The organism is Phenylobacterium sp. NIBR 498073 (assembly GCF_027286305.1).
In the GTDB taxonomy this organism is placed as follows: Bacteria; Pseudomonadota; Alphaproteobacteria; order Caulobacterales; family Caulobacteraceae; genus Phenylobacterium.
Genome location: NZ_CP114599.1, coordinates 4,127,035 through 4,142,820, shown reverse-complemented (window position 1 = coordinate 4,142,820; position 15,786 = coordinate 4,127,035). Strand labels below are relative to the sequence as shown.

General features: G+C 70.2%; 11 protein-coding genes and 1 pseudogene. 6 read left to right on the top strand and 6 right to left on the bottom strand.

Annotated features, from left to right (window positions below; genetic code table 11):
• Positions 1 to 25: 25 nt before the first annotated feature.
• The 4 genes from O4N75_RS20535 to O4N75_RS20520 are packed head-to-tail and all read right to left on the bottom strand — an operon-like array spanning position 26 to position 6,032.
• Complete coding sequence (locus tag O4N75_RS20535) at positions 26 to 3,226, bottom strand: CusA/CzcA family heavy metal efflux RND transporter (RefSeq protein WP_269627256.1); 3,201 nt, start codon at positions 3,224 to 3,226, stop codon at positions 26 to 28.
• A 10-nt stretch (positions 3,227 to 3,236) separates the two neighbouring features.
• Positions 3,237 to 4,397, bottom strand: a complete 1,161-nt coding sequence (locus O4N75_RS20530; RefSeq protein ID WP_269627255.1) for an efflux RND transporter periplasmic adaptor subunit — start codon at positions 4,395 to 4,397, stop codon at positions 3,237 to 3,239.
• Between the two features lie 2 nt (positions 4,398 to 4,399).
• Positions 4,400 to 5,644: a TolC family protein gene (locus O4N75_RS20525; RefSeq protein ID WP_269627254.1), complete on the bottom strand. Its 1,245-nt coding sequence runs from the start codon at positions 5,642 to 5,644 to the stop codon at positions 4,400 to 4,402.
• 52 nt (positions 5,645 to 5,696) lie between these two features.
• Positions 5,697 to 6,032: a hypothetical protein gene (locus O4N75_RS20520; protein ID WP_269627253.1), complete on the bottom strand. Its 336-nt coding sequence runs from the start codon at positions 6,030 to 6,032 to the stop codon at positions 5,697 to 5,699.
• 239 nt (positions 6,033 to 6,271) lie between these two features.
• On the opposite strand from O4N75_RS20520, the pseudogene O4N75_RS20515 reads away from it, so the two are divergent.
• Positions 6,272 to 7,810, top strand: a pseudogene (locus tag O4N75_RS20515) (amidohydrolase); the annotation flags it as partial.
• Positions 7,811 to 7,900: 90 nt separating this feature from the next.
• Positions 7,901 to 8,155 (top strand): hypothetical protein, encoded by a 255-nt coding sequence (locus O4N75_RS20510; protein ID WP_269627252.1) that lies wholly within the window; start codon positions 7,901 to 7,903, stop codon positions 8,153 to 8,155.
• On the opposite strand, the gene O4N75_RS20505 is transcribed toward O4N75_RS20510, so the two are convergent.
• Together O4N75_RS20505 and O4N75_RS20500 are read right to left on the bottom strand one after the other, a co-directional pair.
• The gene (locus tag O4N75_RS20505) at positions 8,152 to 9,330 is read right to left on the bottom strand and encodes a PLP-dependent aspartate aminotransferase family protein (RefSeq protein WP_269627251.1); all 1,179 of its coding nucleotides are present in this window, start codon (positions 9,328 to 9,330) and stop codon (positions 8,152 to 8,154) included. The genes O4N75_RS20510 and O4N75_RS20505 overlap by 4 nt on opposite strands.
• The gene (locus tag O4N75_RS20500) at positions 9,327 to 10,721 is read right to left on the bottom strand and encodes a cystathionine beta-synthase (RefSeq protein WP_269627249.1); all 1,395 of its coding nucleotides are present in this window, start codon (positions 10,719 to 10,721) and stop codon (positions 9,327 to 9,329) included. Before O4N75_RS20500 ends, O4N75_RS20505 begins: the two co-directional genes overlap by 4 nt.
• A gap of 206 nt (positions 10,722 to 10,927) precedes the next feature.
• Between O4N75_RS20500 and ybaK the strand changes: the two genes are divergently transcribed.
• The 4 genes from ybaK (at position 10,928) to O4N75_RS20480 (ending at position 15,786) form a co-directional block, all read left to right on the top strand.
• Positions 10,928 to 11,398, top strand: coding sequence for a Cys-tRNA(Pro) deacylase (gene ybaK, locus O4N75_RS20495; protein ID WP_269627248.1), 471 nt, complete (start codon positions 10,928 to 10,930; stop codon positions 11,396 to 11,398).
• 120 nt (positions 11,399 to 11,518) lie between these two features.
• The gene (locus O4N75_RS20490) at positions 11,519 to 12,121 is read left to right on the top strand and encodes a TetR/AcrR family transcriptional regulator (RefSeq protein WP_267234116.1); all 603 of its coding nucleotides are present in this window, start codon (positions 11,519 to 11,521) and stop codon (positions 12,119 to 12,121) included.
• A gap of 244 nt (positions 12,122 to 12,365) precedes the next feature.
• Complete coding sequence (locus tag O4N75_RS20485; RefSeq protein ID WP_269627247.1) at positions 12,366 to 14,897, top strand: TonB-dependent receptor; 2,532 nt, start codon at positions 12,366 to 12,368, stop codon at positions 14,895 to 14,897.
• A gap of 160 nt (positions 14,898 to 15,057) precedes the next feature.
• Positions 15,058 to 15,786: a GDSL-type esterase/lipase family protein gene (locus O4N75_RS20480; RefSeq protein ID WP_269627246.1), complete on the top strand. Its 729-nt coding sequence runs from the start codon at positions 15,058 to 15,060 to the stop codon at positions 15,784 to 15,786.

The following is a 15,786-nucleotide window of genomic DNA, read 5'->3' as shown; positions in this document are numbered from 1 at the left end:
GCGGGACGTCCGCGCCGGCGCGGCGCTAGATCGCGGCGGGCTCAGCCGCCGGTCTTGGCGCGGCGCGGCCGATGACCCGGCTGGCGAGGGCCGGCAGCACCACCAGGGTCAGCAGGGTGGCTGTGATAAGGCCGCCGATCACCACGGTGGCCAGCGGCTTCTGCACCTCGGCCCCGGCCCCGCTGGCCAGCGCCATCGGCATGAAGCCGAGCACCGCCACCAGGGCGGTGGTCAGCACCGCGCGCAGCCGGGCCATGGAGCCCTCGACCGCCGCCTCGCGCGGGTCCATCCCCGCTTCGATGCGCTCGCGGATCGCCTGGATCAGCACCAGCCCGTTCAGGGTCGCCACCCCGGAGACGGCGATGAACCCGACCGCGGCCGAGACCGAGAACGGCATGCCCCGGAGCAGCAAGGCCAGGGCTCCGCCGACCAGGGCCAGCGGCACGCAGGCGAAGACCAGGCCCGCCTGGGCGGCCGAGCCGAGCGCGAAGTAGAGCAGCACCGCGATGGTGGCGAACACCATAGGCACGACGATGGCCAGCCGCGCCTCGGCCCGCTGCAGGTTCTCGAACTGGCCGCCCCAGTCGATCCAGGCGCCGGGGGGCAACTTGACTTCGTCGGCGACCGCGGCGCGGGCCTCAGTGACGAAGCCGCCAAGGTCGCGGCCGCGGACATTGGCCTGGACCACGACCCGCCGCTTGCCGTTCTCGCGGCTGATCTGGTTCGGCCCCTCGCCCTCCTGGAACTGGATGACCGAGCCGAGCGGCACCATCACCGCCCCGTCGTTCACCGCCAGCGGCGTCTGGGCGACTACGGCAAGGTCGTTGCGCGCCTCCTCCGGGAGGCGGACCATCACGTCGAAGCGGCGGTCGCCCTCGTAGACGCGGCCCGCGGTGCGGCCGGCCAGGGCGATCTGCACCGCGTCGGCGGCGTCGGCGGCGTGGACCCCGTGCAGGGCGGCGGCCGAGCGGTCGACCTGGGCGGTCATCATCGGCAGGCCGGACACCTGCTCGACCTTGACGTCGGCCGCGCCCTTCACGCCGCGCAGCACCGTGGCGATCTTCTCGGCCGTGGCCTCCATCTCGTTGAAGTCGTCGCCATAGACTTTGACCGCGACGTCAGAGCGGACGCCGGAGATCAGTTCGTTGAAGCGCATCTGGATCGGCTGGGTGAACTCGTAGGCGTTGCCGATCTGGCCGCTCGCCACCTTCTCGATCTTGGCGGAGACGTCGGCCTTGCTGAGGCTCCGGTCGGGCCAGTCCTTGCGGTCCTTGAGGATCACGAAGGTGTCGGAGATGCTCGGCGGCATCGGGTCGGTGGCGACCTCGGCCGTGCCTGTCTTGGAGAAGACGGTCTCGACCTCTGGGATCTTGATCAGCGCCTTCTCAAGGCGGGCCTGCATCTCCAGCGACTGTTCGAGCGAGGCGCTGGGCACGCGCAGGGCCTGGAGCAGGACGTCCTTCTCGTCGAGCGTCGGGATGAATTCGCGGCCGAGCAGGCTGAACACCGCGATCCCGACCAGGACCATGCCGCCAGCGCCGAGGGCGACGCGGCGCGGATGGGCGACGGCCTGGCGCACCAGCGGCTCCAGTCGGCCGCGGACGACCGCCTCGGCCTTGGACTGATGTTCCCGCTCCGGCGGCTTGATCAGCAGCGCGGCCAGGGCCGGGACCAGGGTGAAGGTCAGGATGAAGGCGCCGGCCAGAGCCAGCATGACCGTCGCGGCCATCGGGTGGAACATCTTGCCCTCGACGCCTTCCAGCGCCAGCAGCGGGGCGTAGACCAAGAGGATGATCGCCTGGCCATAGGCGGCGGGGCGGACCATCTGGCGGGCGGCGGCGACCGCTTCGCTCATTCTCTCGGACTTGGTGAGGTCGCGGCCCTCGGCCTGGCGGCGCAGGGTCAGGCGGCGCAGGGTGTTCTCGACCACGACGACCGCGCCGTCGACCAGCAGCCCGAAGTCAAGGGCGCCCAGGCTCATCAGGTTTCCGGAGACCCCGAACCTGTTCATGCCGATGACGCCGAACAGGAAGGCCAGCGGGATCACCAGCGCGGTGATGATCGCCGCCCGCACGTTCCCCAGCAGCAGGAACAGGACCACGATGACCAGCAGCGCCCCCTCGGCCAGGCTGGTGCGGACGGTCGATATGGTGCGGTCGACCAGCGCGGTGCGGTCGAGCACGGGCGTTGCTTCGACCCCCGGCGGCAGCGAGGCCTGGATCTGCTCCAGCCGCTGGCCGACCGCGTGGGCGACGGTCCGGCTGTTCTCGCCGGCCAGCATCAGGGCGGTGCCGATCACCACCTCCTCGCCGTGCTGCTGGGCCGCGCCCAGTCGCGCAGCTTGGCCGATCTCGACGGTGGCGACGTCGGAGACGCGGACCACCAGGCCGTTGTGGTTCTTGATCGGGGCGGCGGCCAGGTCCTCGGCCGAGCGGACTCGGGCGTCGGCGCGGACTACGAAGGCCTCGCCGCCGCGCGAGACGTAGCCGGCGCCGGCCACGGTATTGGCGTGCTCGACCGCCTCGACCAGCTCGCCCAAGCCGACGCCATAGGCGGTCATGCGGGCCGGATCGGGCCGCACCGCGTATTTCTTGACGTAGCCGCCGATGACGTCGATCCCGGCGACGCCCGGCACGGTCTTCAGCTGCGGGGTGATGATCCAGTCCTGGACCGTGCGCAGGTAGGTCGCCTTGGCCATTTCGGTGGTCAGGCGCTCGCCCTCGGGGGTGAGGTAGGACCCGTCCGGCTGCGGGCCGGGCTGGCCAGGCCTGACGCCCTTGGCCGGGGCCATCTTCACCGTCCACATCATCACCTCGCCGAGGCCGGTGGTGATGGGCGCCAGGGCCGGTTCGGCGCCGTCGGGCAGCTCGTCGCGGGCGCCCTGCAGCCGCTCGGTGACCTGGTTGCGCGCAAAATAGACGTCGGTCTGGTCGGTGAAGACGGCGGTGATCTGCGAGAAGCCGTTGCGGCTGATCGAGCGGGTCTCGATCAGCCCCGGGATTCCGGTCAGGGCGGTTTCCAGCGGGTAGGTGACCCGCTGCTCGATCTCCTCGGGCGACAGGGCCGGGGCGACGGTGGTCACCTGCACCTGGCGGTTGGTGATGTCGGGCACCGCGTCGATCGGCAGCCGGAAGAGTTCGACCGCGCCGTAGGCGGCCATGGCCAGCGCGATCAGGATGACCGCGAAGCGGTGGCGCACGGACAGCGCCACGATCTTGTTCAACATGGCGGCCCCCTTAGTGTCCGTGCTCGGCTTCGCCCTTGGCGAGCTCGGCCTTGAGGACGAAGGCGCCGCGGCCGGCGACCTTCTCGTCGCCCTTCAGCCCGGCGACGATCTGGGTCTGTCCGCCGCCGGAGCGGCCGGTGGTGACCGAGCGGACGCGGAAGCCGTTCTTTTCGGCGACGAACACCACCTGGCGGCCCTTGACCGTCTGCACGGCGTCGGACGGTACGCTGGGCAGGCCCTTGCCGTCGGCGGGGACCTGGGCGCTGACCGCCGCGCCGGGGGTCAGCTGGCCGCCGAGCGGGCGGGCGCGGACCATGGCGGCGCCGGTGGCCAGCTGCGACAGCGGGGCGATGCCGACGATCTCGGCGGACGCCTCGCGGCCGTCCGGCCCGACCAACTTCAGCGGCGCGCCGACCGCCAGCTTGGCGGCGGCGTCGGCGGGCGCGTTGAACACCACCTCCAGCCTTTGGGGATTGGAGACTTCGGCCACCGGCGCGCCCTGGGCGACGAAGCCGCCGGGGGCGACCTGGACGCTGGTCACCAGGCCGGCGATGGGGCTGCGCAGGGTTGTCTGGCCGCCGGCCCCAGGCGAGCCGGAGGCGGCGGCGCGGGCCTGGGCGGCGGCGGCCTGAGCGCCGGCGCGGACGGAGGCGGCGCGGGCGGCCTCCCAGTCCTGGCGGGCGGTGACGCCGGCCTTCAGCAGCCGGTCCTCGCGGGAGAGCGCGGCCTGGGCGGCCTGGGCCTCGGCGGCGGCGGCGGAGGCCTCGGCGCGGACCAGCGCGCCGTCGGCGCTGCGGATCACGGCGACCCCGCCGCCGGCGGCGACCTGGGCGCCAGGCGAGAGCAGTACGCGCTCCACCACGCCGGACACTGGGGCGGCGACGACGGCGCGAGCGTCGGGCGCGGCCTCGACCCGGCCGGTCAGGCGGATGTCCGAGCCTCCGCCGCGGCCGACCGTGACGACGGCGACGCCGGCGGCGGCGGCCTGATCGGCGGCCAGGGCGATGAAGCCTTCCTCTCCGCCCTTTTCGTCGGCGTGGCCCTCTTCGCCATGCGCTTCCTCGCCATGCGCGTCGGCGGGGGCGGGGCGGAATGTGGCCAGGCCGTAGCCGGCGGCTAGGGCGGCGGCGAGCGCCGCGCCGGTGAGCAGGTTTCGTTTGCTGAGCAGCATGGTCAGGCTCCGAAGGGGGGCTTGCCGGCCAGGCGCGCGGCCTCAGCCAGCGCGCGGACGCGGGCGAGGCGCGCCTCCAGCGTCTGCAGGCGCGCGGCGGCCAGGGCGCGGCGCGCAGCAGTGAGTTCGAGCAGCGGCAGGCGGCCGGCCTCATAGCCGATCCGCGTCAGCCGATAGGCCTCGGCGGCGGCGGCTTCGCCAGCCGCGGCGGCGCTGGCCTGGGCGCCGGCGCTGCGGGCCTGGGAGCGGGCGGCGGCCAGGTCGGCGGCGGCGTCGAGCCGGGCCTGGGCCAGTCGCGCCTCGGCGGCGGTCAGCTCGGCCCGGGCGGCGGCCGTATTGCCGCGGTTGGCGTCGAACAGCGGCAGCGGCAGCGAGGCGCCGGCGACCATGGCGGTGGCGTCGTCGCCGGCGAAGCGGCGCACGCCGGCCGAGACGGTGAGGTCCGGGCGGGCCTGCAGCTGTTCGACCCGCACCTTGGCCGCGGCGCTGTCGCGGTCGGCCAGGGCGGCCAGCACCGCCGGAGTGTCGGCGGGCGCAGCGGCTAGCTCGGCGTCGGAGGCGGCGAGGTCGGCCGACAGCAGGCTGGAGGTCAGCGAGTCGAACGCCTCGCCTGACCCTGCCTGGGCCGAGAGCCGCCCGAAGGCGGCGTCGCGGGCGGCCAGCGCCTGGCCCAGCCCGGCCTGGGCGGCTTGGGCGTCGGCCTGGGCCTGTAGGCCGCGCAGGCGCGCCTCCTTGCCGGCCTCGACCAGTAGCTCGGCGGCGCGGGCGTCGCTCTGGGCGGCCTCGAACAGCTCGCGGGCCTGGGCGGCGCGGAGGTGCGCAGCCTCGGCTTCTGCGTAGGCGACCGCCAGGGCGGCGGCGTAGTCGGTTCGCGCCTGGGCGTCGCGGGCGCGGGCCAGGGCCAGGTCCTTGCGTGCGCCGTCGATGCGTGCGCCGCGCTTGCCGCTCAGTTCCAGGGTCTGGCTGAACGACAGGGTGGTCTCGGCCGAGTCGAGGCCTTCCATCGGGCCTTCGCCCGCGAAATTCTCGACGTCGAGCGACAGCTCGGGATTGCGCCAGGCGCCGGCCTGGTCGAGGCGGCCCTGGGCGGCGGCGACCTGGGCCTGGCTTTCGGCGCGCAGCGGCGCCTGGGCGGCGGCGGCCAGCAGGTCGGGGAAGGCGGGTGCGGGCGCGGCCAGGGCCGGGCCGGCGCAGGTCAGGCCGCCTGCGGCCAGCAGGGCCGCCAGACGGACGTGATGGGGAGGCATCGGGATCTCCGGAAACGGACAGGACGAGGGCGCGCGTCGGCGCGCAGAGCCGTCAGGCCGCTGAGGGAGGCCGGGTCGGAGGCGCCGAGCTCAAGGTCGCGGGGGCGGCGTCGTCGGCCGGGCGCCGGCGGTCGGCGAGCGCCCCAGCGTCGATGGCGCTCATCGCCAGCAGGGGCGGCGCGGCATGGCCGGCGCAATGGGTGGGGCAGTGGGCTCCCGGCGCATGATGGGCGGCGTCGGGGTCGCCGTCGCCGACGTGATGGGCGCTGGCGACGGCCGGCGTCGCCAGGTCCGCGATCGGCTCAGCATGACCGGGCGCAGGCAGCAGCACGAACAGCAGGGCCGCCAGCAGGGCGAGCATCGCCCCGGCGCGCCGCGAACCGTCCATGAGCCGTCGCCCGATCATGGTGCAGCCTCTGCATCCTACAGCAGCTGTAGGAGCAAGTGCTATTTGCGATGCGGTCCATGACGTTTCGGGGGCTTCCCAGCGGCGCCGTTCTCGTGCCCCTCTGTCGGTGACGGGAAGTGACCCTGGGGGGAATTGTTATGCGTGTGTTCGTGACGGCGGCCGCCATGGCTGGTCTGCTTTGTTCGGTCGCGCCGACGGCGCTGGCCCAGAGCTATCCGGCCGCGAAGATAGCCGGCCTGAAGGCGCAGGCCGAGGCCGGGGTCGAAAGCCGCGCCAAGCTGGCCCAGCAGATGAACGACCAGATTTTCTCCTATGGCGAACTGGCCTTCCAGGAGGTCGAGACCTCGAAGTACGTCACCGGCGTGCTGGAGAAGAACGGCTTTACGATCCAGCGCGGCGTCGCCGGCCTGCCGACCGGCTGGACCGCGACCTGGACCCACGGAACGGGCGGCCCGGTCATCGTGCTGGGCAGCGACATCGACGGCATTCCGAAGGCCTCGCAGAAGCCGGGCGTGCCCTGGCACGAGCCGCTGGTCGAGGGCGCGCCGGGTCACGGCGAGGGCCACAACTCCGGCCAGGCGCTGAACGTGGTCGCCGCCCTGGCGGTCAAGGAGCTGATGGAGAAGCAGAACATCGCCGGCACGCTGATGCTGTGGCCGGGGGTCGCCGAGGAGCTGCTGGGCGGCAAGGCCTACATGGTCCGCGACGGGGTGTTCAAAGGCGCCGACGTGGCGATCTTCACCCATGTCGGCTCGAACCTGGCGACGGCGTGGGGCGCGACCTCGGGCACCGGGCTGGTGTCGGTCGAGTACACGTTCCACGGCGCAGCGGCGCACTCGGCCGGGGCGCCCTGGCGCGGGCGCAGCGCGCTGGACGCCGTCGAGCTGATGAACATGGGCTGGAACATGCGCCGCGAGCACCTGCGGCCCGAGCAGCGTTCGCACTACGTGATCACCGACGGCGGCGACCAGCCCAACGTCGTGCCGTCGACGGCGACCGTCTGGTACTATTTCCGCGAACAGACCTTCGACGGCATCAAGAAGAGCTTCGAGATCGGCGACACCATCGCCGAGGCCGCGGCCAAGATGACCGACACCACCATGGAGCGCCGGGTGCTGGGCACGGCCGCCCCGCGTCACTTCAACCGCCCGCTGGCCGAGGCGGCCAAGGCCAATATCGACCAGGTCGGGCTGCCCAAGTGGACCCCCGGCGAGCAGACCTTCGCCAAGGCGGTGCAGAAGAACCTCGGCTCCAAGGAGAAGGGGCTGGCGACCGAGCTCGACAAGATGACGCCTCCGGTCGAGAAGCCGGAGAGCGGCGGGTCGGACGACATCGGCGACATCTCCTGGACGCTGCCGACCATCACCGTGGTCTATCCGTCGAACATCCCGGACCTGCCCGGGCACCACTGGTCGAACGCCATTTCGATGGCCACCCCGATCGCCCACAAGGGCGTGGTCGCCGGCTCCAAGGTGGTGGCGATGACCATGGTCGACGTGCTGACCAAGCCGGAGCTGCGCCGCCAGGCCAAGGACTACTTCGTCAACGTCCAGACCAAGGACCAGAAGTACGTCCCGATGATCGGTCCGGACGACAAGCCGCCGATCGAGATCAACACTGACGTCATGGCCAGGTTCAGGCCGCAGATGGCGCCCTTCTACTACGACGCCGAGCGCTACCCGACCTATCTCGACCAACTCGGGATCAAGTGGCCGCCGACCGAGCTGACCCCGCCGAAGGGGACGCGCGTCGACTAGACCTGGCGACGGCCCGACGCGGGCCGCGGCCACGGCTCATTTTCGCCATGAGCCGTGGCCAGCCTCCGCGTCCGTAACAGGAGGACCCGCATGCGTCTGACCAGCCTCATCCTCGCCGCCGCCGCCCTCGCGGGCTCGACGGGCATGGCCCTGGCCGCCGAAGGCCGCTTCATCCACCCGGCCGACACCACCAAGGACGACCGGATCGATAAGACCGAATGGGTGGCCTACAAGCTGCCCGCCGACGAGTTCGCCAAGGCGGACAAGGACAAGAACGGCAAGATCGACGGGCCCGAGTTCGTCGCCTGGGACACCGCCTACAAGGCCGCCCACAAGGGCCACTAGGCCCTCAGGGCCTGCTCCAGGTCGGCGATCAGGTCGCCGGCGTCCTCGATCCCCACCGACAGGCGGATCAGGCCGTCGGCGATGCCGATCCGGGCCCGCGTCTCGGCTGGGATCGAGGCGTGGGTCATGATCGCCGGATGCTCGATCAGGCTCTCCACGCCGCCCAGGCTCTCGGCGAGCGTGAACAGTCGGGTGCGTTCCAGCATCCGCACCGTGCCGGCCAGGTCGCGGTCCAGCACCGCCGAGATCATGCCGCCGAAGCCGCCGCTCATCTGCCGCCCGGCCAGCTCGTGCTGCGGGTGGCTCGGGAGCCCTGGATAGATGACCTTGGCCACGTCCGGCCGCGCCTCCAGCCAGCGGGCGATCGCCAAGCCGTTCTCGCAGTGGCGCTGCATCCGCAGCGCCAGCGTCTTCACCCCGCGCAGGGCCAGGAACGAGTCGAAGGGCGAAGCGACCGCGCCGACCGCGTTCTGCAGGAAGCCGAGCTGGTCGGCGAGCTCCCGGTTCTGGCCGACCACCAGGGCGCCGCCGACGATGTCGGAATGCCCCGAGACGTACTTGGTGGTCGAGTGCATCACCGCGTCGAAGCCGAACTCCAGCGGCCGCTGCACATAGGGGCTGGCGAAGGTGTTGTCGGCGGCGGTCAGCAGGCCGCGCCGCCTGCCGAGCTGCGCGATCGCCTCCAGGTCGGCCAGCCGCAGCAGCGGGTTGGTCGGGGTCTCGACCCAGAGCAGCCTGGTGTCGGGCCGGATCGCCGCCTCGATGGCGGCCAGGTCGCTCATGTCGACGAAGCTGAACTCCAGGCCCGCGGTGCGCCGACGGACCTTGTCGAATAGCCGGAACGAGCCGCCGTAGAGGTCCTCGCTGGCGATGACGTGCGATCCGGCGTCGAGCACTTCGAGGAAGGTCGAGATGGCCGCCAGGCCCGAGGCGAAGGCGTAGCCGCGCGTCCCGCTCTCCAGGTCGGCGATGGCTCGTTCGAAGGCGAAGCGGGTCGGGTTCTGGCTGCGCGAGTACTCGAAGCCCTTGTGCTCGCCCGGGCTGGTCTGGGCGTAGGTCGAGGTCGCATAGATCGGCGGCATCACCGCCCCGGTGGTCGGGTCGACCGACTGGCCGCCGTGGATCACCCGGGTGGAGAACTCCAGGCGGTTCTTGCCGATGTTGTCCTGGGTCACGCCGCCCGCCGCAGATAGTTGATGAGATCGATCCGGGTGATCAGCCCGAGGAACTCGCGGCCGTCGAGGACGATGGCCACCTGATCGCGTTCGAAGACCGGCAGCAGCGCGTCGAGCGGCGCGTCGGCCTGCAGGGTGTCGAGCTTGGCGGTCATCGCCGCCGCCACCGGCTGGGAGAACCGCTTGTCGGGCTTGGAGTCCTCGATGGCCTCCAGGAGGTCGCTCTCGTCGATCAGCCCGATCAGCCGCCCGTCGTCGAGCACCGGCAGTTGGCTGACGTCGGCCTGGCGCATGCGGTTGTAGGCGGTCAGCAGGGTGTCCTGCGGCCCGACCACGATGGCGCCGCCATTGGTGGCCGAGCGCACGATCAGGTCGCGCAGGTCGCCGTGCAGGCGGCGCTGGGTCAGCCCCTGCTCGGCCAGCCAGCTGTCGTTGTAGACCTTGGACAGGTACTTGGCGCCGGTGTCGCAGACCAGGGTGACGACCCGCTGGGCTTCCGTCTGTTCGCGGCAATAGCGCAGGGCCCCGGCCAGCAGGGTGCCGGACGAGGAGCCGCCCAGCACGCCGGCCTTGGAGAGCATCAGGCGCGCGGCGGCGATGCTCTCGGCGTCGGGAATGGTGTAGGCGCGCGAAACCAGCGACAGGTCGCAGTTGTCGGGCACGAAGTCCTCGCCGATGCCCTCGACCACCCAGGAGCCGGGCTCGATGGTCTCGCCGGTGTTGACCAGCGGCGCCAGGATCGACCCCTCCGGATCGGCCAGCACCATCTTCGTCTTCGGCGAGGCCTTGGCGAAGTAGCGGCCGAGACCGGTGAGGGTGCCGCCCGAGCCGACCCCGACCACCATGGCGTCAAGGTCTCCGCCCATCTGCGTCAGGATCTCCGGGCCGGTGGTGGTCTCGTGGGCCTTTGGATTGGCCGGGTTGGCGAACTGGTTGATGTAGATCGCGCCCGGGATTTCGGCGGCCAGCCGCTGGGCCATGTCCTGGTAGTATTCGGGGTGCCCCTTGCCGACGTCGGAACGGGTGATGCGGACATCGACCCCCATGGCCCGCAGGTGCTGGATCTTCTCGCGGCTCATCTTGTCGGGCACGACCAGCAGGATCTTGTAGCCCTTCAGCACGCCCACCTGCGCCAGCCCGAGGCCGGTGTTGCCGGCGGTGGCCTCGACGATGGTTCCGCCCGGCTTCAGCGAGCCGTCCGCCTCGGCCGCCTCGATCATCGAGCGGGCGATGCGGTCCTTGATCGAGCCGCCGGGATTGGCGCTCTCCAGCTTTACGAACAGCCGGCAGGGGCCGGTGTCGAAGCCGGTCAGCTCGAGCATCGGCGTGTCGCCGATCAGGTCGAGCGCTGAACTGGCCGGCGGCGCGAGCTTGGGCGGGTCTGCATTCATGAACGGCTCCTGGAGGCCTTTCAGCAGAAACGCCCGGAGGTCGATTTCCGCGCCATACCCCAGAGCATATGGCCGATTTTCCCGCCTCGCCTAGATGCCGACGGCCTGCCCCGCCGCCAGAGGGCCGCCGGCGGGCGAAAACGAACCCGTCTGCCCCGGGTGAAGGCGGCGCTTCGCAGCGGCGGCGCGCGGGGCTAAAGCGAGCCATGGCCAAGACCACGCCCGCGACGCTCGCCCTCGACAGGGCCAAGATCGCCTACGAGTTGCATACCTACGACTACGATCCCGACGCGCCGCGGGTCGGGCTGCAGGCGGCCGAGAGCCTCGGCGTCAGTCCCGACCAGGTGCTCAAGACCCTGATGGCGCTGGTCGACGGCAAGCCGGTATGCGCGGTGCTGGCCTCGGACCAGGAGGTGGCCATGAAGAAGCTGGCGGCCGCGGTCGGCGGCAAGTCGGCCCAGATGATGAAGCCGGCCGACGCCGAACGCCTGACCGGCTATCGGGTCGGCGGGGTCAGCCCGTTCGGCCAGAAGCGTCAGGTCCCGACGGTGATCGACCAGGCCGCCCTCGATCATGCGAAGGTGTTCGTCAACGGCGGCCAGCGCGGGTTGCAGGTGCGGCTGGCGCCCTCCGACCTTTTGGTCGCAGTACCAGCCAAGGTGGCGGTCCTGACTTGATTGTCGTTGCGTAACGGCGCGGATAGGGCCTTAAGTTAGCAACGATAACTTTGGTCGATGGGGAGCGCGGCCGTCCTACCGGCGTCGGGCGGTCATAGTGTTTGCGATGGGACTGGCGTTATGACGGCCGTGAGCCTTGAGCGGCGGCGCCCCTATCATGTGGGCAACGTCCGCGGTCAGCTTCTGGCGGCGGCTCGCGACATCCTGCAGGAGAGAGGCCGGGCCGGCCTGTCGCTGCGGGCGATCGCCGATCGCGGCGGCGTGGCGCCGGGCACCGTCTATTATCACTACGCCGACAAGGCCGCGCTGCTGGCGGGACTGGCGGTCGACGGCTTCCGACAGCTGTCCGACGCGATGAAGTCCGAATACGAGATGCGCGGCCACGAGGGCGGCCTGCGCGCGATCGGATCGGCCTATCTGAACTTCCTGCGCGAGAAGCCCGAGCTCTACGAGCTGATGTACGAGGCGCTCGACGCCGGACGCCGCGAGGATGTCGCCGCGGCCGAGGCCGAGGCGTTCGCCGTCTGCCGTGCGGCGATCATCGCCGACTTCGTCGAGCAGCATTCACCCGATCTGGCGGGCGAGATCGCCGAGGCGATCTGGGCCTGGGGGCGCGGCATCGCGGCCATGTCGCTGTCGCGCGGATCGCCCGGCCAGGGCCCCGAGGGACGGACCGTCGAATCGGCGGTCCGGGGGCTCGAAGCGCTGATCATGGTGCGCTGAGGGGGCCTCCGCGCCAGCTCGCCTCCAGGCTGCGTTCTGCCCATGTGTTTGAATCACCAGTATCTTTTTTCGCATTGCACACTCGTCAGCCAGAGTGGGCGCGGCCCTTGCGCCACAAGGGCTGACGAAAGTTCGGCGGCGGCGCTTTTCCCTCTATTCGAACGCCGTTCGAGACACCCAGCCTATCGACATTAAGCACTCGCGACGGGCGGCTAAACGCCCGCGTCTGGCTGGGAGGTTACATATGTTTCAACCGCTGCGTCTGCGCAGTCTCTTCATCATGGGCGCGTCCGTCGCGGCCATGTCCGCCGCCACTCAGGCCGCGGCCCAAGACGCCTTCACCATCGAGGAACTGGTCGTCACCGCTGAAAAGCGCGAGCAGAGCCTGCAGGACGTGCCGGTCGCCGTCACCGCCTACACCTCGGAAAAGCGCGACCTGATGGGCGTGGCCACGGTCGAGGACCTGGCCCGCGTCACGCCGAGCGTGGCTTACACCAACAACGACCGTCTCTCGATCCGGGGCTTCGGCCGCCTGACCAACGCGATTGGCACCGACCCGTCGGTGGCCCTGTACTCGGACGGCATCTTCTCGAACTCGATGGCCGACTCGTCGACGCCGTCGCTGTTCATCGAGCGGACGGAAATCCTGCGCGGTCCGCAGGGCACTCTCTACGGCCGTAACTCGATCGGCGGCGCGCTGAACATCATCGGCAAGCGCCCGAGCGACACCTTCCAGGGCGAAGTCCGCGGCGCGGTCGGCAACTACGGTTCGTGGCGCACCGACGCCCTGGTCACCGGCCCGATCACCGAAGGCCTGCGCTTCCTGGTCGGCGGCTCGGTCGAGCGCCGCGACGAAGGTTTCATCGAGAACATCGGCCCCGGCGGCGACACCAGCGCCCTGAAGCGCTACATCGTCGAAGCCCAGGTGGAAGCCGACCTCGGCGAAAACATCACCGCCCGCCTGCGCTATACGAAGTTCGACTGGGACGACAGCTACGGCGTCGGCAACATCCACGAAGCCGTGATTTCGCCCTACGACACACGTTCGGCGACCGGCCTCGAGAACAGCGCGCTCTACTACAACCCGACCTTCGGCTACGCCGGCGTCAACCCGTCGACCGCTGATCCGTACAAGATCAACATGGACCAGACGATGGAGGGCAAGCTCTCCGACCATAATCGTCTGCACTTCGACCTGACCTGGGATCTCGGCGGCGCGACGCTGAAGTATCTGGCCGGCTACCAGGCCTACACCTACAACACCAACGGCGACGAAGACCGCTCCTCGCGTCAGGGCCTGTTCAGCATTCCGACCGCGACCCCGTTCGGCGCCTACACGGCGACCAACGTCTCGCCGAACGAGCGCTTCTTCTACACCGAAGAGCAGAAGTGGTGGTCGAACGAAATCAACCTGTCGTCCAACTCCGACGGGCCGCTGCACTGGATCGTCGGTCTCTACCAGTACCACCAGGAATATTCGCAGCCGCAGGGCCTGCGCGTTCTGGGCGATCCGGCCATGCAGAACCCGCTCAGCCTGGCGACCGGCCGTCCGGCCGCGCCGAACCCGAACGGCAATTACCTGTTCGTCGACGGCAGCCTGGAAGTGAATTCCTACGCCGCCTTCGGCCAGATCGACTACGAGTTCGCCGAGAACTGGACCCTGACCGCCGGCCTTCGCTACTCGGTCGACGAAAAGTCCGGCACCGACTTCGCGCGCTACGTCTCGCGCAGCCCGACCACGACCACCCTGCTGCAGCAGTTCGCCAACATCCCGGCGGCGATCGGCCAGGGCGTGGCGCTCGACTTCACGACCTTCGTGGTCTGCGGCGGGGCGACCATCGCGGCCTGTAATGCGCTGCCGCAGTACGCGAACCTGCGCGAAGCCCAGGGCGGCGGTCTGATCCGCGACCTGAAGGCCGACTATGACGCCTGGACCGGGACCCTCGGCGTCCAGTGGCAGCCGGATGGCGACACCAACGCCTACGCCCGCTACAGCCGCGGCTACAAGTCGGGCGGCTGGCTCGCCTCGAACGGCCTGACCCCGGTGCCGTACGCCGATCCGGAGTACGTCAACAACTACGAGATCGGCCTGAAGAAGACCTTCGGCGGCCGCTTCCAGCTGAACTCGGCGATCTTCTACGCCGACTACCAGGGCTTCCAGGCGCCGCTGCGGGTGATCATCAGCGGCACGACGACGGGCACCCAGTTCCTGAACCTCGACGCCCGTAACTGGGGTGTCGAACTCGAAGGCCAGTGGGCCCCGATCGACAACCTGATGCTGTTCGCCAGCTACGCGTACATCAACGCGGAAGTGACCAACGGCTGCTGCTTCGTCGACGTCAACGACCCGACCGCCTCCAAGTCCGGCGCCAAGCCGGTCGGCGGCACGCCGGCGGCCCGCACCCAGAACCTGGAAGGCAATCGCCTGCCGATGACGCCGGAGAACAAGCTCAATCTCGGCGCCAACTACACCTTCGACTTCGACGCCGGCAGCCTGACGCTCGGCGGCACCTACACCTACACCGACGACATGCAGACCGCGGTCTTCTCGCAGGCCAACTACACCGCCCCGGCGAACGAAATCGTCGACTTCCGGGCGCTGTGGAAGGACGGCCAGGACCGCTTCACGATCATCGGCTACGTGAAGAACGCCTTCGACGAGGTGGCCTATCAGAGCTCCACCCCGACCAGCCTCAACGCGAACGGCGCTTTCCGCCAAACCGTGAAGCTGAACTTCCCGCGCACCTACGGCGTGGAATTCCAGTACCGCTTCTAGGAGCCTCCAGCTCCGGATCGGAAAGGCGCTGCGGTCACCCGCAGCGCCTTTTTCGTTTCAAGCGGCGCCTTGAACCGGCCGCGTTTTCGAAGCATTAGCCTATCGTCCCCGCTGAACGAACGCTGGTCGGCGGGCGATCCTTAAGGGGAAGCGAAGGCCCATGCTGGTTCGCTACGTCGTCGTGTCCGCCATGACCGCCCTGGCCGCTGCGCCTGCGACGTCGCCGCCGCCCAGCGCCGCGACCGGCCGTTTCGCCGGCGAGATGGAGGCCTTCGCCGCCCAGGACAAGGCTGCGCCGCAGCCGCCCTGCAGGATCGTGTTCACCGGCTCCTCGTCGATCCGCTTCTGGAGCACGCTCAGCCAGGACATGGCGCCGATGCCGGTGATCAACCGCGGCTTCGGCGGCGCGCAGATTTCGGACGTCAACGCCCACTTCGACCAGGTCGTCGGGCGTTATCACCCGCGGGCGGTGGTGTTCTACGCCGGCGAGAACGATCTCAACGCCGGCGAGGCGACGGACTCGGTGGTCGAGGACTTCGGGCGCTTCATGAAGCTGAAGACCCAGAAACTGGGGGCCTCGACGCCGGTCTACTACATCTCGCTGAAGCCCTCGCGGGCGCGTGAGCGCCAGATCCCCGACCAGAACGCGGTCAACGCCAAGATCAAGGCGCAGATGAAGGGCCGCAAGGACTTCGTCTATATCGACGTCGTCCAGCAGATGATGGGCGCGGACGGCCACCCCAAGGATCTGTTCGTCGCCGACGGCCTGCATATGAACAGCGCCGGCTATGCGATCTGGACCCAGGCCGTGCGGCCGGTGATGGAAAAGGAAATGAAGGCGGACCGGCCTGCCTGCCGCAGCGCCGCGTCCGCCTCCGCCAAGCCCTAG